Source organism: Enterovibrio sp. QJM3NY_24, assembly GCF_057786035.1.
Genome location: NZ_CM173519.1, coordinates 1,091,612 through 1,110,105 on the forward strand (window position 1 = coordinate 1,091,612; position 18,494 = coordinate 1,110,105).

Consider the following 18,494-nt stretch of genomic DNA (forward strand, 5'->3'; position numbering starts at 1 on the left):
AAATGTTTATGGCGTCCACGGTGAACCATGAAACGCTGCGACGGCTGGCAGTTGAAGTGGGTGAAGAGACGGTATCTTCTCTTCTTGTGGTGTTTAGCGATGAACTGAGTCGTTATTCAGATGAGTTGTCCGAAACGCCTAGTGTGTTGCAGGTGCGCGAAATTAGTCATGCAATCAAAAGCAGTGCAGCGAGCTTTGGCGCAGATGAACTCGCAGAACTTGCACGTGAATGCGAATCACGTGTCAAGTTAGGTCAAGAGTCATGGGTTCATGCGCAGCTTCCGCGCTTAACCTCGATGCTCGATGGCACCGCTTCACAATATAAAGCGTTAGCCGGCCAACAAAATCTTTTTGATAGCTAGGGACAGCTTGTCTCTATCATGTCTCCACTGGTGGTTGGCGGACGCCATGTCCTCCACCACCTGTTGATAGTTTTCTTCGACGTCGTCATCAATATCTGGGCCAAGTACCAGGTCTATGGCTCGCCCACCCATTGAACGTTCACACCATGTCAACATTGTCTGTAGAGACATTGACCCAGCCGTTCGCTTCTTTTCCAAGATTACGTACAAACACCACTTTTGCTTCTGTTTGCTTAAGCGCTCTACTGATTTCAGGGAGTAAAAGCGGCGGCATCACACTGGTTAAAAAGCTGCCAGGACCAAGTATGACAAGATCGGCGTCATGGATGGCTAGAACCGCTTCTTTGGTTGCCGGCACGACAGGCTCTAGCATCAATCTGGCGGGTGGCTCAGAAAGGTCGTCGACATCCGTTTCACCAGAGATCATTTGCCCTGATCTCGTTTGCGCGGCGAGATCGGCGGGATGCTCAGACATGGGGACAATGTTGGTGGATACTTTCAACATGTCACGAATGAGATTTATCGCTTCAAGTGGTCGTATGGACAAATTATCCAATGCCGTCAGCATCAGGTTTCCCAGATTATGACCGTCTAACTCACCGTTTCCTTTGAATCGATATTCGAAAATCATCGAGCCAATAGAAGGCTCAGTGATCAGCTGATTAATACAGTTTCGTGTGTCTCCCCAAGCAATACCACCCTGACAAGCTCGTATTCTGCCCGTCGAGCCACCATTGTCCGTGGTTGTGACGATACCTGTGACATCTTCACCGTACTCTCCGAGCGCAGATAACATGCGCCCTAGACCATGCCCACCACCGATAGCTACGATTATTGGTTTTCTATTTTTATTCGTCATCGTTTGTAATTTATTTTTATTGTCTACAGCAATAATAAGGCATGGATCGTAAAAGGGTCACATTCTTCTGTGTTTCATTGATTATTTTGATTTTTTGATCACGTAACGTGAAAAAAAGACCAGATGCGTCTGGTCTTTTTCTTTTGAGAAATGGATGTTGAGTCTTAGTGAGGATCTTTCATTAGGCTGAGCAAGTATTCAGCGGTGTCGCTACATGAATTAGCAGCCATTAACACCTGTTTTTCACTGGCAGGTATAGGCAAAAGTTCTAGCCAACGTTGGCACAACCAGCTTAGGTTTTCGAAATTAGGTGCTTTGTGCAAAGAACTCAATTCTGGGTAGCGTTCAAACATAATTTGCAAACGCTCGGCCAATGGCGCTGCATCGTTGCTGACTGCTCGCTCTGGCCACTTTGGCAATGTTTGACATTGAGCTTCTAAAATTCCGACATCGTTTTCCTTGATACTGTCGATCACAAAGCTTTCATGACCACAGACAGTAATGGTTAGTGCGCCGTCTTCGTTAGCCATATTAAAATCTTCAATCGTGACTCTTGTGCCGATACCTGCCCCGATAGGGCTGGTTTCATCCATGCACACGCCAATATCCAATCCGTTTTGCATGGCATATTTTACAGTATTCAATTGCTCCCCTGGCACCACACGAAGTGGAAGGCGGCCAGAAGGTAAGATATGACGGTTGTTAAACAGGATTGGTAGTGTAATTGCCATCGTGAGCTCCCGGTCATATTCTGCGCGCTTTTTTGTTTGGGCGTTATGCCTCTGCGCTGCTCATTATTTTTAATATCGGAACTGCTTAGATACCCGTGTCTTTCAATCCATACTGCAATTTCAATGCCCACACGACAAACACTGTTTTTAGGCAACGCGTATGAAAGAAATTGCAAATTGCATTTCAAAATTGCGAATTTTGGAAATCAAAATGCTAACGACTTTCTGATGCCATACTCTATAGAGTGTATGCTCACTTTCACGACAATGAGCGATAAAGTGGCTATCTCTCTTGAAGAGCCATGAAAATTGTCATTGTATAGATTGAGAACAGATTGTGCTTTATGGTTGTGTGTTGGGTCTGTTTGTGTTTTGAGACGGTAAGCATTTAGTTACCAAGTTATCGCCTCAAAGCAAAAGTGGATGTCATTCCTTGTTACTGAATGACATAGTTTGCTAAATTAACGAGTAATGCTTGAGGTCGCGTGAAAAAGCGCCTCACACGTAAATAACTCCGAAGCCTAGTTCGCTAAGTTCTCCTGAATAAGGGGATTAGGCCGTGACATTATGTCACCAGGGCGGCCATAGAAATGTGTCCGTCTCCCGTATTTGGAAAGGTGTTTTGTGGCTGTTCAATTTCAAGATTCTTTCGATCGCAAATTTTACTATTTGCGATTGTCTATTACTGATGTCTGTAACTTTCGGTGCACCTACTGTTTGCCGGATGGTTATCGACCCTCCCAGAAGAATTCAAGCTTTCTTTCCCTTGATGAGTTGCGTCGAGTGGTTGCGGCGTTTGCTGATTGTGGAACGTCTAAAGTCCGTATAACCGGGGGCGAGCCGTCTCTGCGCAAGGACTTTACTGACATTATTTCTATGATTGCTGAGCAAGACGGCATCAAAAAGGTGGCGATGACGACGAACGGCTACCGTTTGGCGAAAAATGCTCAGGAATGGCGTGATGCAGGGCTGACTAACATCAATGTCAGTATTGATAGCTTAGATCCTCGCATGTTTCATCAAATCACCGGTGAGAATAAATTTCATCAAGTGATGAAAGGGCTCGATGCTGCCTTTGACGCGGGCTTTGAACAAGTAAAAGTCAACGCGGTTTTGCTCAAAGACTTAAATAGCGGAGAATTGCCAGCTTTCTTACGCTGGATAAAAGACAAGCCAATTCAGCTGCGATTTATCGAATTGATGCAAACTGGAGATATGAACTCTCTGTTCGAACGTCATCATCAATCTGGCATTTCCATTCGCAACCATCTGATAGCGAATGGCTGGATAATGAAAGTGCGTGAACAAAGCGATGGTCCCGCTGAAGTCTATTGCCACCCAGATTATGTGGGTGAGATAGGCCTTATCATGCCTTACAAAAAAGATTTCTGTCATTCATGCAATCGTCTGCGTGTATCTGCGGTAGGCAAACTTCATATGTGCCTTTTTGGAGATTACGGCGTGGAATTGCGTGATTTGTTGCAAGACAACACACAGGAACCTGAATTGATTGCGCGTATCCAAGGCCAACTCGCCAATAAGAAACAAAGCCATTTTCTTGACCAGGGACACACGGGTATGACCCCACACCTGGCATCCATCGGCGGCTAACGCTGTCTTAGAATTATTTCGTTGAGGTTCAAATTTTATGGGTCACGCTGTTACTGAATTTACACCGGCTAAGATTGCGGTTCTGACTGTTTCAGATACTCGTACCGAGGAAAACGACACATCGGGCCAATTCCTGGTGGATGCATTGAAAGATGCAGGACACACATTGGCTGACAAGCAAATCGTGATTGATGATGTCTACAAGATCCGTGCAGTCGTTTCACAATGGATTGCTGATGAGAACGTTCAAGCTGTGATGATCACTGGCGGTACAGGCTTTACATCTCGCGACAGCACGCCAGAAGCATTGAAACCGCTCTTTGATAAAGAAGTCGAAGGGTTTGGTGAGTTGTTCCGTGCTATTTCTTATGAAGAAATCGGTACATCGACGATTCAGTCTCGCGCCATTGCGGGTTTTGCTAATCATACGGTGATCTTTGCGATGCCGGGTTCAACCGGCGCATGTCGCACAGGTTGGACGGGTATCATTAAGCAACAGCTTGATGCGAGTCATCGCCCATGTAACTTCATGCCGCATTTAGGTCAATAATCCATGACTGGGTTTACTCATATAAATGCGTCGGGCGAAGCAAACATGGTGGATGTGTCTGGTAAAACTGAGACCGTACGTGAAGCACGAGCTGAAGCTTATGTCGATATGGCACCAGGGACCCTCGAATTGATTGTTTCCGGAAAGCACCACAAAGGTGATGTATTTGCGACGGCTCGCATTGCAGGCATTCAAGCCGCGAAACGCACATGGGATCTGATCCCGTTGTGTCACCCTCTGATGCTTTCTAAAGTGGAGGTATCACTTCAAGCGTTACCGGAAACATCACAGGTACGTATTGAATCGCTTTGTAAACTCACCGGAAAGACAGGCGTAGAAATGGAGGCGTTAACTGCGGCGTCTGTGGCTGCGCTAACCATTTACGATATGTGTAAAGCGGTGCAAAAGGACATGGTGATTGGGCAAGTACGTTTGCTTGAGAAAACCGGCGGAAAATCAGGACATTTTAAGGTGGAACAATGATCCAAGTGCTTTTCTTTGCTCAGGTTAAAGAGCTGGTGGGAACCGGATCTTTGGCTCTTGATGCGAAATTCACTTCTGCTGAAGATATTCGCCAACACCTTGCGGCGAAAGGAGACAAGTGGTCATTAGCGTTAGAGTCTGGAAAGTTGCTGGTGGCAATTAATCAAACCATTTCTGAACTGTCATCGCCGGTAAAAGATGGTGATGAGGTGGCTTTTTTCCCACCGGTTACAGGGGGCTAAGCGTGATATCTGTTCAGCACGAAGATTTTTCCCTCGCCGAGGAATACCAGCGTCTAAATGATAGCGACAGTGATGGCGCTATCGTGACTTTTATTGGCAAAGTACGTGACATGAACCTCGGTGACAATGTGACTGGATTGACGCTTGAGCATTATCCGGGAATGACAGAAAAGTCGCTGAACGAGATTGTGCTTCAAGCGAAGCAACGTTGGCCCTTGACTCATATTCGTGTTATCCACCGTGTTGGTGCGTTGAACATTGGTGATCAGATAGTGTTTGTTGGCGTAACCAGTGCTCACCGCAATGCGGCATTTGAAGCCTGTGAGTTCATTATGGATTACCTAAAAACTCGCGCACCTTTTTGGAAGAAAGAGCGTCTAAATGATGACGAGCGGTGGGTGGAAGCGCGTGAAAGTGATGATACGGCAGCTAATCGTTGGTAAAGCCTCAACGGTGGTAAACCAGAGCAACACGATAAAAAAAAGGGATGCGTAAGCATCCCTTTTACGTTTGAACCGTTAGCTCAGTAGGTTAAATAGAAGGACTATTCGCAGACTGCTGCGCCAAGTTCTTTCCATACACCCCATTGTCCTGTGGTTCCAGGTTCTTCGTTGGTTGTCCACCACTTGGCTGAGTACTCTTTGCCATTTTGAGTGACAACATCACCCGAGTTGTAAACTACGCCTTCCTTCCACCCATTTGGACAATTCACAACCGGTGCGTCTTTTGCTACGACAACCGACGCGCTCACACTGTCAGTCAGTTTCCCATCAGACACTGTCACTGAGAACGTCAGCGTTGTATCGACAGTGTAACTGTCTGCTGTGAATGTCAGGCTAGCACCGTTTGGCGTAGCTTGAACACCCGCTGGAATGTTCCACGTGTATGTGAGCGTATCGCTGTCCGGATCGCTTGAACCACTTGCGTTAACCAATACAATATCACCCGCATTGGCTGTTGCTTGCACTGTCAATGCGGCAACAGGGGCTTGGTTCGTTGGAACAGTTCCACCTTGTGCTTTTGCCGTGATAGAAACAGCATCAACCGCAGTAGCGCCTTTGTCATCTGTCACAGTTAGTATGAATACAAACTGGGTATCGACTGTAACGGCAGGAATGTCAGCAGAAGCAGAAGAAGTATCTGCACTCGCAAGGGTCACTGCTGGACCGCTGGTTTGTTTCCAGCTATACGCAACGACTTGGCCATCTACGTCAGAAGATGCCGAGCCATCTAATGCGACTAAGCCAGCAATGTTAACCGTAACATCTACGCCAGCGTTAGCGACGGGATCTTTGTTACGTGGTGGTTGTGTGACATCACTTGCGAGGGATTCTTGCATTGCGTTCAAGATATCACCGTTGTCTGCATCGATTTCCCAAGCAAATAGCCCTGCAAAGTTGTTTTGACGAACATATGCCCCTTTCGCCATCACTGAGCGTTTGTTGTCATAAGTGATTAAATCACCGTTTGATGGGTCCCAAGCCCAAGGTGCTTCAGCTTGTTCATCATAGCCAAGAACCACACCAGCCTTGTTTTCGAACTGAGTGACAACGTCCTTGTAATCAAGGATCCCTGCTTCCCAAGAACCCGCGACTTTTCCGTTACCCACACCCGTCATCGGATTAGTAGGATCACTCATGCTCGCCTCTGTTACACCCGTCCAACCACGTGCATACATGGCTGCACCAACAACGAGTTTCTCTGCTGGAACGCCTTTATCCAATAAAAGATTAATACCATTTACAGTTGAATAAGCTGGGCCTTTACGTGGTTTTCCTTCGTCATCAAGGCCTTTACCTGCGCATTCATCCGCCGAAAGATGGCTACCGCAATTGAGTGCTGTTTGATGCCCAACAACGTTGTTCCAACCACCATAGTAGTCGTACGTCATTGCGAAGATGTAGTCCATGTGTGGCACAGCATCTGCGTAGTTTACGTCTTCGATTTTGTCGTAACCAACACCAACCGCTGACGTGAGTTCATAGGTACGACTTGTTTCTGCCGACAGTTCGTCCAGCATGGTACGTAACTCTTGCATGAGCAAAGCATAAGTATTGCCGTCATTTACAGAGTCGCCGAGATCCGGATTCGCACCTTGACCTCCTGGGTACTCCCAATCAATGTCGACACCATCGTAGAATTTCCACGTTTGTAGGAAACTCTTCACTGAGGTAACGAACACATCACGGTTGGCTTTTACACCGAAATCATAAAAAGGGTCAGAAAGTGTCCAGCCCCCGATAGAAGGAAGTATTTTCAGGTCAGGATAGCGTTGTTTAAGCGCCATGATTTGACCATAGGTGCCTTTATAAGAAGAAGAGTGGCTCTGACCAGACTGTGGATGTGGCATTTGAACTGCGGCCCAAGGGTCGTGGATAACAACTTCGTAGTCCGGGGTTCCAACACAAGCACGCTTCAAAGCAGCAAGAGGTCCGTCATCAAGAGATGGGTTGTTGCCACAAATAGGCACAAAACCATAGATAATGTGAGTCAAGTTTTGTGCTGGGATTTTGTCAACGGCAAACTTACGGCCATAAACACCCCATTCTACAAAGTATGCACCGACGACTGTATCCGTTGGTGTCGTGTAATTACCGTTGTTAGGGTCAACGTTCATAGGAAGTGGGTCTAAATGACTTCCATCTGTATCAGCCACAACGATGTCTTTTGGTGCGCTAGGCGTGCACGTCTGTGTCGCGCCTTCACCACTACACAGTTCAACAACCATGCTGTACTTACCGCCTTTAGCGACCTCCAGGATGGCCGATTCTTTTTGGCTAGCAGACGGTGTCACGTTAGCTTGATACACAACGTCGCCGTTGAGAAGAACACGCCAAGAATCGGCGGGTTCACCAGACCAGCGATCCCAAGTCACTGGGACTTCTGCATACGGTTTCACTGTGACCAAGTCTTTGTATGCGGTGGCAGCGTCATTCACTTCAATAATGGAGAAATTCGTTTCCATCCATGAAATGACGGGCGCACCGGGCGCAGCGAAGGCGGGTGTAGATAGCGCCCCCGCGACAGAGGCGGCAAGGAGCCCCTTTAGAAAAGCCGATTTGTTCATCTTAATATACCTCGAAAATTTATTGCGAGAATTAACTATTCAGCGCATGAATGTGAGTCAATCTTCGTTAACCCTATTCAGATATTTGTTCTTAAAGGTAAATTAGGCAAAATTGAGAGGGAATGTTTTAGAGGTAGAAGAGGTAATGCAGTAACACTTACGTTACATTACGGTTATTTTTTAGATAGCATGTCACAAAAAGTTGCACTTATTCTTCTTTGGAAACTAAGTGATAAATATTTCAATGGAAATTGAAATGGTTATAGATAAAAAAATGGCCTCTCAAATGAAAGGCCATTTATTTATGCAATAAACTGTGGTTTAACGGCGTTCTTGTGCTTTTTCTTCGTTTGCTGGTTTTTGTTTTCCAGCCGGAATAAAGCCATGTCGGACGCGAGAGCACAGAGGTCTAGATTGTGAGCCAGCGGGTCTCATTGATGATCGTCTCTTTAATTGTTTGTTGGACATAAATTGGTTTGTTGCGTAGCTGTTTGCACCTCAGCGCCGAAAAACAACGAATCATTACATCGGTACAGAGACATAGTGCGCAATATTTATGACTTTCACAATTGAATCTCTGTCACATTTACAGTCAGAATGAATAAATTCTAACCAGCATTTTTTTTATTCCATATTGTTATTAAAACACGCCAATAGATTGTTTCTTGGTGAGAAAAAGGGACTAGGGGTGGTTGGTGTCTCATTGTGTCAAAACTGCGTCGGGTGGCCTCTAAAGCTTTGCTACACTTTTAAGTGAAATCACAAAGCTCAATGAAACGTCAGATACGATCATTTCGTATATGCACAAGCTGTATCTGTGCCTGAGCGGTAATATCAATCAGGAGGATTCCAATGGGACATAGACGTATTAGCAATAAAAAAATGAAGCAAATGATGCACGACATCATGCCGGACGACGCGCAGCAGTCCAAAAATGATTCGCTCGTGGAAGGGAAAACGCCTAAAGGTAGTGCTGAGGCTCCCCTTAAACTTGAAAACGAGCAAAAATAACGCGAACGTTTTACACCCAAGCAACCTCAGATGCTTTAGAGCGAGAGTTTGTTGATTATCAGGCATGGTGGTTCTTTTTAACCGATGCTGAATAATAGTGTGAATTAAAAGCCAGCTTTGATATCGCTGGCTTTTTTGTGTTCGCGTATTAATCGTTGATGGATGATTTAATTACATAAAAGAGCGCAATGAAAAGCTTAAGTAAATGTAAATTGTCGCATTAACTGCCCGTACAGTGCCTGAGAACAAAGGCATGCATTAAATGACCCCTTTCAAATTGTGGCTACCTATGCACTTTCAGTGAGTTATTACGCAGTCATATATCTCTAATCTAACGTTTTTAATCGATTTATATGATGAAAGTTACCCATAACTTCCAATTTAAATGCTTAAAAATTGCCCTTTTAGGGTTTTTTATACAATTTTTCACTTTTTATTGAGTCTGCGTTGAAGTATCCGTTCAACTTATCTCATAGGGTTGGTTGAACATGCTAGTTTTCTACTATTTGTTAGATACATGTGACTTTTTCTGTCGATTTTGTGGCAAATTACTTTGATGCTTGGTAATGTTCCAAGCAATTCTCCGTCGTCCACTCAAGTTTTTAGATGAAATACGACTTAGTTTTCTTCTCGATTTAAGAGTGCCGGAGAGTGTCATGGATGCAAGCACAGGATAAATTGGAGTATCTGCATGTATAAGAACAAAATCACTCAGGCCCTGTTGTTGGGCGCAGGAATGGCCGTATCGGCAACGTCTTTCACTTCTGTGGCAGCAGAAGTCCCCGCGGATGTAAAACTCGCACCGGTTCAAGAGTTGGTTCGTGGTAACGGCACTGAAGTTGCTTCGCTTGACCCGCACAAAGTCGAAGGTGTGCCAGAGGCTCATGTTCTGCGTGATCTGATGGAAGGTCTGGTTATTCAAGACGCATTGGGTAATACCATTCCAGGTGCCGCAGAGTCTTGGACAACAGAAGATAATCAAACTTTCACGTTTAAAATTCGCAAAGATGCCAAGTGGTCGAACGGTGACCCGGTAACGGCTCAGGATTTTGAGTACAGCTTCAAGCGTGCAGCCGATCCTGCAACAGCGTCGCCATATGCTTGGTATATTGAATACACCAAGCTTAAAAACGCAAAAGATGTCATTGCTGGTAAGAAGTCAGTAGATGAGTTAGCGGTTAAAGCTGTCGACGATCACACCCTCGTACTAGAAACCGAAGTGGCATTGCCGTACTTCGTGAAAATGTTAGCGCACACTACTATGTATCCGGTTCACAAGGCTTCAGTTGAGAAGCATGGTGACTCATGGACTAAGCCTGATAATTTTATCGGCAACGGTGCATATAAACTGAGTGACTGGGTGGTGAACGAGAAGATCGTTCTAGAGCGAAATGGAAGCTATTGGGATAACGAAGACACAGTGATCGACAAGGTGAGTTTCTTGCCTATCGAAAACCAGAATGCCGAAATGAACCGTTTCTTATCTGGTGAAATCGACATCACGTATGAAGTGCCTAATGAGCAATTCCGTCGTCTTGAGAAACAATATCCTGATAACGTTGTTGTTTCACCAAACCTTTGTACTTACTACTATGGTTTCAACACGCAGCGCGCACCGTTTGATGACAACCGGGTTCGCAGTGCACTGTCTTACACCATCGACCGCGATATCATCGCCAAGGCTATCTTGGGTCAAGGTCAAAAACCAGCGTATGCACTCACTCACAGCGGCATTACTGGCTTTAACCCTGAGACACCTGAATATGCAACGATGAATCAAAAAGAGCGCATTGCAGAAGCGAAGGTATTGCTCACAGAAGCAGGCTTCGGTAAAGGCAATCCGCTTGATTTTACGCTGCTTTATAACACCAATGAAAACCACAAGAAAATTGCAGTTGCGATTCAGTCAATGTGGAAAAAATCACTGGGTGACTTCGTCAATGTGACCTTGGAAAACCAAGAGTGGAAGACCTATCTGGATAGCAGTAAGCAAGGCGACTTTGATGTTCGTCGTGCAGGCTGGTGTGCAGACTACAACGAAGCGTCTACGTTCTTGGCGATTGCGATGACAGAGAATGGTTCTAACGACCAGAAGTACTCGAGTGCAATCTTTGATAAAGCGATGAACGATGCAGTGACCGTTGCAAAAACGGAAGCTGAGCGTAATAGCTACTACGCAATTGCTGAAGCGCAACTTGCCAAAGACATGCCAATTGCTCCTATCTATCAGTATGTCCAACCACGTCTGGTTGCGACATCCGTAGGCGGCTACCCAGATAAAAACCCTCAAGACAATATCTACACCAAAGATATGTTCATTATCGCAGAATAATAACAGGGTCACTCCATGCGCCCGTGGCTTGGCTGCGAGCGCATGTTTTTTTGAGCATATGTGAGATGCTTTATGTTTAGATTGATTTTTACTCGAACACTGGAAGCAATACCAACATTGTTGGTATTGATCACCATCTCCTTTTTCTTGATGCGTTTCGCACCGGGAAATCCATTCTCTTCTGAAAAAACACTGCCTCCTCAGGTAATGGAAAACATCAATGCGAAATATGGTCTTGATAAGCCCGTATTCGAACAGTACACAACGTATCTAGGTAATATTCTGCAAGGCGATTTCGGACCGTCATTCAAATACAAAGACTATACAGTGAATGAGCTGGTTGCTACGGCCTTGCCTGTTTCGGCAAAAGTGGGTTTCTACGCCTTTATTCTGACGGTGATTGTAGGTGTCACTATCGGCACCATTGCTGCGTTGCGGCAAAACAGTTGGGTCGACTATCTCATTATGTCTACGTCCATGTTCGGGGTGGTGCTGCCTTCCTTTGTTTTGGCGCCGGTACTGATTTATGTCTTCTCCATCGGCTTGGGATGGCTGCCTGCGGGCGGTTGGAATGGCGGCGCAATTGAATTTATGGTCCTGCCAATCCTTGCCATGTCTTTCCTTTATATCGCGACATTTGCCCGTATTACGCGTGGCAGCATGATTGAAACGTTGAACAGCAATTTCATCCGTACCGCGAAAGCGAAAGGGTTGAGCATGAGCTACATCGTAGTGAAGCATGCGCTTCGTCCTGCAATGCTGCCGGTAGTGTCCTACATGGGCCCAGCGTTTGTCGGCATTATTACCGGCTCAGTGGTTATCGAAACAATATTCGGCCTTCCTGGGATTGGTAAGCTTTTCGTTAACGCCGCTTTCAACCGTGATTACTCATTGGTCATGGGTGTCACCATCTTGATTGGTACGCTGTTCATTATTTTTAACGCCGTTGTGGATATTTTGCTGGCGTGGCTTGATCCAAAGATTCGTTATTGAGGTTTGAAATATGCTATTAAAAAAAGAAGAAAATAACGAAGCTCTCGAGAATTTTTCGGCACAACTTGAAGTAGAAGGTCGCAGCTTGTGGCAAGACGCGCGCATTCGTTTTATGCGTAATAAAGCCGCAATGACGAGTCTAGCCATTTTGCTCTGTATCACCTTGTGGGTGATAGTCGGTCCATTGTTCGCGACTTATGCGTTTGATGATACGGATTGGTATGCCATGCATGCGGCTCCTTCATTGGGTGCAGAAGGACACATTTTTGGTACTGACGCACTAGGCCGAGACATTTATGTTCGTACCTTGGTTGGTGGCCAAATCTCGCTGATGGTTGGCCTAATGGGCGCCTTTGTTGCAGTACTGATTGGCACAGTTTACGGGGCTGCATCTGGTTACATTGGTGGTCGTACAGACCGTGTCATGATGCGTATTCTGGAAATATTGAACGCAATTCCATTCATGTTCTTAGTGATTGTATTGGTGACCTTCTTCGGACGAAATATCGTGCTGATCTTCGTCGCTATCGGCGCGATTGCTTGGCTCGATATGGCACGTATTGTGCGCGGTCAAACGTTGAGTTTACGAAACAAGGAGTTCATCGAAGCTGCCCACGTGAGTGGTGTCAGTACACGAAACATTATCCTCCGTCATATCATTCCGAACGTGCTAGGTATCGTTGCCGTTTATTCAACGCTGCTTATCCCAAGTATGATTTTGATTGAATCCTTCCTCAGCTTCTTGGGCTTGGGTGTACAAGAGCCAATGACAAGTTGGGGAGCATTGCTGCAAGAAGGTTCTCAAACCATGGAACTGGCTATTTGGCAGTTGGCATTCCCAACCCTGTTCATGGTAACCACATTGTTGTGTTTCAACTATGTGGGTGATGGTCTGCGTGACGCGCTAGATCCTAAGGATCGATAAGGAGGAAGTATGAGCCTATTAGATGTTAAAGATCTACGTGTAGAATTCAAAACCCAAGATGGTTCTGTTACCGCAGTTAACGACCTGAACTTTTCACTCGAGCGTGGCGAAACGCTGGGCATTGTGGGTGAATCTGGGTCTGGTAAAAGTCAGACTGTGTTTGCGATCATGGGTCTGCTTGCGAAAAACGGTGTTATTAAAGGCAGCGCAAAATTTGAAGGAAATGAAATTCTTAATCTGCCAGAAAAAGCACTGAACAAGATTCGTGCTGAGCAGATTGCGATGATTTTCCAAGATCCCATGACGTCGCTTAATCCGTATATGAAAGTCAGCGATCAGCTGATGGAAGTATTGATGCACCATAAGGGCATGGGTAAAACAGAAGCATTTGAAGAATCTGTTCGCATGCTGGAAGCGGTGAAAATCCCTGAAGCACGCAAGCGCATTACCATGTACCCGCACGAGTTTTCAGGCGGTATGCGCCAACGTGTGATGATTGCAATGGCGCTGTTGTGTCGTCCAAAGCTCTTGATTGCTGATGAGCCAACAACGGCATTGGACGTGACGGTTCAGGCGCAGATCATGGATCTGCTGAACGAACTGAAATCAGAATTCAACACCGCCATTATCATGATCACGCACGATCTGGGTGTGGTTGCAGGTTCGTGTGACAAAGTGCTGGTAATGTACGCAGGCCGTACGATGGAATACGGCAATGTGGATGATATCTTTTACAAACCTAGCCACCCCTACACTGAGGGCTTGCTAAGAGCCATTCCTCGCTTGGATGTGGAAGGCGATGTGTTACCAACCATTCCGGGTAATCCACCGAACTTGTTGAAGCTACCACCGGGCTGTCCATATCAAGATCGTTGCCATCGTGTTTCTGTCCGCTGTAAGAGCGAGTCACCGATTCTGACGCCATTTTCTGACGGTCGTCTTCGTGCGTGTTTTTCTGATCAGGGGACGTGGTAATGGGTGCAATGAACAAGAACTTACTGCTGGATATTGAAGATCTAAAAGTCTATTTCAATATCGCATCGAAATCACTGCTACCGTGGGCAAAACCTTCGGTACTCAAAGCGGTTGATGGTGTGAACATCAAACTGTACGAAGGGGAAACCCTTGGTGTCGTTGGTGAATCAGGATGCGGAAAATCGACCTTTGCTCGCGCTGTGATTGGTTTGGTGGAAGCAACAGAAGGCCAAGTTGTGTGGTTGGGTCAAGATCTCACAAAACTGGGCGTCAATGATTTGCGAGAGAAACGCAAAGAAATCCAGATGATTTTTCAGGATCCGCTGGCATCGCTTAATCCGCGTATGACCATTGGCGATATCATTGCTGAACCGCTGAAAACTTTCTATCCCGAGCTATCTAAGGATGAAGTGAAGCAGCAGGTGCAAACCATGATGACGCGTGTTGGTTTATTGCCTAATGTGATTAACCGTTATCCGCATGAATTTTCCGGTGGTCAGTGTCAGCGTATTGGTATTGCGCGTGCGCTTATCTTAAAGCCAAAGCTGGTGATTTGTGATGAGCCTGTATCGGCACTGGACGTGTCTATTCAAGCGCAGGTAGTGAATCTACTAAAAGAACTGCAACAAGAGATGGGCCTAAGCCTCATCTTCATTGCGCATGACTTGTCCGTGGTAAAACACATCTCTGATCGGGTATTGGTGATGTATCTAGGGAATGCGGTTGAATTGGCCGAAGGGAAAGCACTGTTTGATAACCCACAGCACCCATATACGCGTGCGTTGATGTCAGCAGTGCCGGTTCCTGATCCGATCAAAGAACGTAACAAGAAGATCCAGTTGTTGGAAGGTGAATTACCCTCGCCAATGAATCCACCATCAGGTTGTGTATTCCGTACGCGTTGCCCTCAGGCAACAGAAGCGTGTGCGCAGAAAAAGCCAATGCTAGAAGGCACGGATTACCACTCAGCGGCTTGTTTGCAAGTTCATCTATAACCGTAGAACTTAACCAACCAGAACGAATCCACAAAAAAGCCTTCCAATCGGAAGGCTTTCATTTTTAATCTGGTTTTTTGTTGCGATTAGGCTTGAGGGTACCAGTAACCTTGGTTACACAGATCAAGCAGAAGCGCGAGCAGCGCAGGATTGCTAGCCATCTCACCCAAGTCTTCACCAGTAAACGCTTCCTGATCGCAAAGGAGTCTCGCTGCAGCCTCGCAGCCTTCGGGTAATTCAATCGCTTCGCCGTTGACGTAAATGACGGATAAATCATTCTCGTGATACAGCGCTTTCATACCAGACACTTTTTCCAGCACCATGTTATCTTCGACGAATTGGAATAATTCATCTGCCTGCCATGGTGGCTCTGCTGCCATGATGTCCAGTTCGTGACGAGACTGACTCAATTGCTCACCTAACCAGCGAGCTTTGATTTTCGGATCGTTGACTAGTTTCATTAGCATGTCATTGAGCGCCTCGGATTCAGACGTTGGGATCATGCCGTGCTCATCACGAGTTTGTAGGTTAGGGTCATAGAAGTGAACGTCACCCAGCTCATTGGTCAACACATAATCCGCAAGAGTACTTAGCAGTTCTTGCTTCTTCGGTGAACGGTAGCCAATTGAGTAGCTCATCGATACGTCGATGGTATTCCCTTCGTGCGGGAAACCAGGTGGGATATAAAGAATATCTCCCGGTTCTAAAACGTCATCGATGATAGGGTCAAAGCCTTCGATTTGGCGCAGACCTGAGTCATGGTTGGCGTCTTTGTATTCGCCTTTTTCACCCACACGCCAGCGACGCTTACCCATGCCTTGAATGATGAATACATCGTATTGGTCAATATGAGGGCCTACGCCGCCATTAGGCATTGAAAGGCAAATCATCACATCGTCAAACAACCAATTTGGCAGAACACGGAAAGGTTGAGCCAATTCGCGAAGCCCTGGGTGCCAATGGTTAGCCGCTTGAACGATTAACTGAGAATGTGTGTCGGGAAATTCGTCAAAGCTTTCGAATGGACCGTGCTGCGCCTTCCAATTGCCATCCAGATTCGTCACAAAGCGAGAATCGATTTCCTCTTCCATTGCCAGACCTGCAAGTTCATCTGGGCTAATCGGATCTTCAAAGTCGACAAAGCCTTTTTTGATCACAACCGGCTGTTTGTGCCAGTAGGTGGTAAGGAATTCGTTTAAGTCAAAATTTAGCTGATACATAGGAGATGCACGGTTTCTTTAAGTGAGGGGGCGATTATATACCCATGAGCCATAGAGGGGCAGGATTGCAAGAAATAAAAAGCCCGCCTAGTCAGCGGGCTTCTTTCTCAGGGTGTTTGCTTACAGCTGATCAGTCAGCTTGATCGCTTCACCAATGTAGTTAGCTGGGGTCATTTTCTTCAGACGTACTTTTTCTTCTTCAGGAAGAGCCAGACCATCGATGAAGACGCGCATGCCTTCGCCGTCAACACGCTTACCACGCGTTAGCTCTTTTAGCTTTTCGTATGGCTTTTCAATGCCATAACGACGCATAACAGTTTGTACAGGTTCTGCCAATACTTCCCAGTTTTTGTCTAACTCAGCTTCAAGCGCAGCTTGGTTTATTTCTAATTTGCTGATGCCTTTTAGCGTCGACGTGTATGCAATGATCGCATAGCCACAACCCACACCGAGGTTACGCAAAACCGTAGAATCGGTTAGGTCACGCTGCCAGCGAGATACCGGCAATTTTTGTGCTAGGTGGCTAAAGATAGCGTTAGCAAGACCTAGGTTACCTTCTGAGTTTTCAAAGTCGATTGGGTTAACTTTATGCGGCATGGTTGAAGAACCAATTTCGCCTGCAATCGTTTTTTGTTTGAAGTGACCCAGTGCGATGTAGCCCCAAACGTCACGATCGAAATCAAGAAGGATGGTGTTGAATCGTGCAATCGCATCGAATAACTCAGCAATGTAGTCATGCGGTTCGATTTGCGTGGTATACGGGTTCCACGTCACGCCCAGTGATTCAGTAATGAATTCTTCGCTGAATGCGTGCCAGTCGATTTCTGGGTAAGCAGAGAGGTGAGCGTTGTAGTTGCCTACAGCACCATTGATTTTCGCCAGAATTTCAACGTTTTCGATTTGCTTGTACTGACGCTCCATACGGTATGCAACGTTAGCCATCTCTTTACCCATGGTAGAAGGAGAGGCGGGTTGGCCGTGGGTGCGAGACAGAAGAGGGACATCGCGATATTCAGCCGCCAGTGATTTAATTGCATCAATAACGTTGCGAATTTCTGGCAACAGCACTTGCTCGCGCGCTTCTTGAAGCATCAGAGCATGAGACGTGTTGTTGATATCTTCTGAAGTACAGGCGAAGTGAATAAACTCATTCACTGCATGCAATTCGGCATTGTCAGCCACTTTTTCTTTCAGGAAATACTCAACCGCCTTAACGTCGTGGTTGGTCGTGCGCTCAATGTCTTTAATGCGCATCGCGTCGGCTTCGCTAAATTCGGCTGCGATTTTGTCCAGAATGGCGTTTGCTTCTGGGCTGAATGCCGGTACTTCCTTGATAGCATCTGTTGCTGCCAGTTTTTGTAACCAACGAACTTCGACGATTGTGCGGTACTTCAATAAGCCAAACTCACTGAAGATTGAACGCAACGCAATCGTTTTCGCTCCGTAACGGCCATCCACCGGTGAAACAGCTGTCAGCGCTGACAGTTCCATGGTCTCTCTCCTGAATTATTATTACGAATTTCGGGCTAAGATGATTTTGGCCTGCTCAATCATTTGTTTGCGGCCAAAGATAAGATGACGGCGCTTGCCGCCGACCTGACGCCATAATACGGCGCTGCGGATCCCAGATAGCAGTAAGGCACGGACTTTATGTTGCACGCCCGTTTGCTGCAATTGAGCTGGGTTACCAGTGACCTGAATTCGAGGACCTAACGGACTAATCGTATCCAAATATACACTGGCAAGGTTGCTGATCATTTGATCATCAAGCAGGTCAAAATGTTGCACCTGACGCTGGACGTTTTCCAGGCGATCAGACAATTGCGCGAGGCTATCACGACGGCCTGAAAGCTTACGTTCCAGTGCGAGCAGGTTAATGAGATAACGCGTAAGTTCGCTGCCACCAGGGCTGTTATCTAGTTCGCTAATGAGCGTGTTTAAACCCACTGTGAGGTTTTCTTCATTGCCGAAAACCTCCAGTGTGGAAGCAGGGTTAGTGACAATAATACTCTTCAAGCTGGCGCTGAGTGCATCTGGGTCGCAGCTGCCTGTACGTGATATTTCCTGCACCAGTTTGACGGATTGACAGATACTTGCGAACGCGATGGTTCGATCAAATAAAGTATTAGCCACTGACG

The 18,494-nt window shown here is 46.3% G+C and carries 17 protein-coding genes, 1 pseudogene and 1 riboswitch; of the genes and pseudogenes, 12 read left to right on the forward strand and 6 right to left on the reverse strand.

Features of this window, described 5'->3' with window-relative positions; genetic code table 11:
• Positions 1-8 precede the first annotated feature (8 nt).
• Positions 9-362 carry an Hpt domain-containing protein gene (locus AC3CIC_RS04780; protein ID WP_016961493.1) on the forward strand — a complete coding sequence of 118 codons (354 nt, stop codon included), beginning with the start codon at positions 9-11 and terminating at the stop codon, positions 360-362.
• Here the strand turns inward: AC3CIC_RS04780 and yvcK are convergent.
• Together yvcK and AC3CIC_RS04790 are read right to left on the reverse strand one after the other, a co-directional pair.
• A pseudogene (yvcK, locus tag AC3CIC_RS04785) lies at positions 330-1,158 on the reverse strand (uridine diphosphate-N-acetylglucosamine-binding protein YvcK). The gene AC3CIC_RS04780 and the pseudogene yvcK overlap by 33 nt on opposite strands.
• 227 nt (positions 1,159-1,385) lie before the next feature.
• A complete protein-coding gene (locus AC3CIC_RS04790) occupies positions 1,386-1,952 on the reverse strand; it encodes an LON peptidase substrate-binding domain-containing protein (protein ID WP_016961495.1) in 567 nt (188 codons plus the stop codon).
• A gap of 500 nt (positions 1,953-2,452) precedes the next feature.
• A riboswitch (molybdenum cofactor riboswitch) is annotated at positions 2,453-2,588 on the forward strand.
• Between AC3CIC_RS04790 and moaA the strand changes: the two genes are divergently transcribed.
• From moaA to moaE, 5 genes are all read left to right on the forward strand, one after another.
• The gene (gene moaA / locus AC3CIC_RS04795) at positions 2,577-3,563 is read left to right on the forward strand and encodes a GTP 3',8-cyclase MoaA (protein ID WP_016961496.1); all 987 of its coding nucleotides are present in this window, start codon (positions 2,577-2,579) and stop codon (positions 3,561-3,563) included. (Overlaps the previous riboswitch by 12 nt.)
• Positions 3,564-3,600: 37 nt before the next feature.
• Positions 3,601-4,113, forward strand: a complete 513-nt coding sequence (gene moaB / locus AC3CIC_RS04800; protein WP_016961497.1) for a molybdenum cofactor biosynthesis protein B — start codon at positions 3,601-3,603, stop codon at positions 4,111-4,113.
• 3 nt (positions 4,114-4,116) lie between these two features.
• Complete coding sequence (moaC, locus tag AC3CIC_RS04805; RefSeq protein ID WP_488515483.1) at positions 4,117-4,596, forward strand: cyclic pyranopterin monophosphate synthase MoaC; 480 nt, start codon at positions 4,117-4,119, stop codon at positions 4,594-4,596.
• Positions 4,593-4,838, forward strand: coding sequence for a molybdopterin synthase sulfur carrier subunit (moaD, locus tag AC3CIC_RS04810; protein ID WP_394212854.1), 246 nt, complete (start codon positions 4,593-4,595; stop codon positions 4,836-4,838). The genes moaC and moaD overlap by 4 nt, the downstream gene beginning before the upstream one ends.
• Before the next feature lie 2 nt (positions 4,839-4,840).
• Positions 4,841-5,281: a molybdopterin synthase catalytic subunit MoaE gene (gene moaE / locus AC3CIC_RS04815; RefSeq protein ID WP_016961500.1), complete on the forward strand. Its 441-nt coding sequence runs from the start codon at positions 4,841-4,843 to the stop codon at positions 5,279-5,281.
• A 101-nt stretch (positions 5,282-5,382) separates the two neighbouring features.
• Here moaE and AC3CIC_RS04820 read toward each other — a convergent pair whose 3' ends face one another.
• Positions 5,383-7,905: a glycosyl hydrolase family 18 protein gene (locus tag AC3CIC_RS04820; protein ID WP_488515484.1), complete on the reverse strand. Its 2,523-nt coding sequence runs from the start codon at positions 7,903-7,905 to the stop codon at positions 5,383-5,385.
• Positions 7,906-8,757: 852 nt separating this feature from the next.
• Here AC3CIC_RS04820 and AC3CIC_RS04825 point away from each other — a divergent pair.
• The 6 genes from AC3CIC_RS04825 to oppF all read left to right on the forward strand — a co-directional run bounded on the left by AC3CIC_RS04825 (position 8,758) and on the right by oppF (position 15,136).
• Positions 8,758-8,916: a hypothetical protein gene (locus AC3CIC_RS04825; RefSeq protein WP_488515485.1), complete on the forward strand. Its 159-nt coding sequence runs from the start codon at positions 8,758-8,760 to the stop codon at positions 8,914-8,916.
• 691 nt (positions 8,917-9,607) lie between these two features.
• The gene (locus AC3CIC_RS04830) at positions 9,608-11,248 is read left to right on the forward strand and encodes an ABC transporter substrate-binding protein (RefSeq protein WP_488515486.1); all 1,641 of its coding nucleotides are present in this window, start codon (positions 9,608-9,610) and stop codon (positions 11,246-11,248) included.
• 72 nt (positions 11,249-11,320) lie between these two features.
• Positions 11,321-12,241, forward strand: coding sequence for an oligopeptide ABC transporter permease OppB (oppB, locus tag AC3CIC_RS04835; protein ID WP_016961504.1), 921 nt, complete (start codon positions 11,321-11,323; stop codon positions 12,239-12,241).
• 10 nt (positions 12,242-12,251) lie between these two features.
• Positions 12,252-13,166, forward strand: coding sequence for an oligopeptide ABC transporter permease OppC (gene oppC / locus AC3CIC_RS04840; protein WP_016961505.1), 915 nt, complete (start codon positions 12,252-12,254; stop codon positions 13,164-13,166).
• 9 nt (positions 13,167-13,175) lie between these two features.
• The gene (gene oppD / locus AC3CIC_RS04845; protein ID WP_488515487.1) at positions 13,176-14,141 is read left to right on the forward strand and encodes an oligopeptide ABC transporter ATP-binding protein OppD; all 966 of its coding nucleotides are present in this window, start codon (positions 13,176-13,178) and stop codon (positions 14,139-14,141) included.
• Complete coding sequence (gene oppF / locus AC3CIC_RS04850; protein WP_016961507.1) at positions 14,141-15,136, forward strand: murein tripeptide/oligopeptide ABC transporter ATP binding protein OppF; 996 nt, start codon at positions 14,141-14,143, stop codon at positions 15,134-15,136. Before oppD ends, oppF begins: the two co-directional genes overlap by 1 nt.
• A gap of 86 nt (positions 15,137-15,222) precedes the next feature.
• On the opposite strand, the gene AC3CIC_RS04855 is transcribed toward oppF, so the two are convergent.
• From AC3CIC_RS04855 to hflD, 3 genes are all read right to left on the reverse strand, one after another.
• Positions 15,223-16,356 (reverse strand): ribosomal protein uL16 3-hydroxylase, encoded by a 1,134-nt coding sequence (locus tag AC3CIC_RS04855; RefSeq protein ID WP_488515488.1) that lies wholly within the window; start codon positions 16,354-16,356, stop codon positions 15,223-15,225.
• A 120-nt stretch (positions 16,357-16,476) separates the two neighbouring features.
• Entirely contained in the window at positions 16,477-17,847 is a 1,371-nt protein-coding gene (purB, locus tag AC3CIC_RS04860) for an adenylosuccinate lyase (protein ID WP_488515489.1), read from the reverse strand.
• A 21-nt stretch (positions 17,848-17,868) separates the two neighbouring features.
• Positions 17,869-18,489: a high frequency lysogenization protein HflD gene (gene hflD / locus AC3CIC_RS04865; RefSeq protein ID WP_016961510.1), complete on the reverse strand. Its 621-nt coding sequence runs from the start codon at positions 18,487-18,489 to the stop codon at positions 17,869-17,871.
• Positions 18,490-18,494 lie beyond the last annotated feature (5 nt).

Bases quoted from the DNA above. Each gene is read 5' to 3' on its own strand.
- oppD (WP_488515487.1), top strand. From the start codon at position 13,176: ATGAGCCTATTAGATGTTAAAGATCTACGTGTAGAATTCAAAACCCAA.
- AC3CIC_RS04790 (WP_016961495.1), bottom strand. From the start codon at position 1,952: ATGGCAATTACACTACCAATCCTGTTTAACAACCGTCATATCTTACCT.
- purB (WP_488515489.1), bottom strand. From the start codon at position 17,847: ATGGAACTGTCAGCGCTGACAGCTGTTTCACCGGTGGATGGCCGTTAC.
- AC3CIC_RS04780 (WP_016961493.1), top strand. From the start codon at position 9: ATGGCGTCCACGGTGAACCATGAAACGCTGCGACGGCTGGCAGTTGAA.
- oppB (WP_016961504.1), top strand. From the start codon at position 11,321: ATGTTTAGATTGATTTTTACTCGAACACTGGAAGCAATACCAACATTG.
- moaB (WP_016961497.1), top strand. From the start codon at position 3,601: ATGGGTCACGCTGTTACTGAATTTACACCGGCTAAGATTGCGGTTCTG.
- oppF (WP_016961507.1), top strand. From the start codon at position 14,141: ATGGGTGCAATGAACAAGAACTTACTGCTGGATATTGAAGATCTAAAA.
- moaC (WP_488515483.1), top strand. From the start codon at position 4,117: ATGACTGGGTTTACTCATATAAATGCGTCGGGCGAAGCAAACATGGTG.
- AC3CIC_RS04825 (WP_488515485.1), top strand. From the start codon at position 8,758: ATGGGACATAGACGTATTAGCAATAAAAAAATGAAGCAAATGATGCAC.
- moaD (WP_394212854.1), top strand. From the start codon at position 4,593: ATGATCCAAGTGCTTTTCTTTGCTCAGGTTAAAGAGCTGGTGGGAACC.
- AC3CIC_RS04855 (WP_488515488.1), bottom strand. From the start codon at position 16,356: ATGTATCAGCTAAATTTTGACTTAAACGAATTCCTTACCACCTACTGG.
- AC3CIC_RS04830 (WP_488515486.1), top strand. From the start codon at position 9,608: ATGTATAAGAACAAAATCACTCAGGCCCTGTTGTTGGGCGCAGGAATG.
- AC3CIC_RS04820 (WP_488515484.1), bottom strand. From the start codon at position 7,905: ATGAACAAATCGGCTTTTCTAAAGGGGCTCCTTGCCGCCTCTGTCGCG.
- oppC (WP_016961505.1), top strand. From the start codon at position 12,252: ATGCTATTAAAAAAAGAAGAAAATAACGAAGCTCTCGAGAATTTTTCG.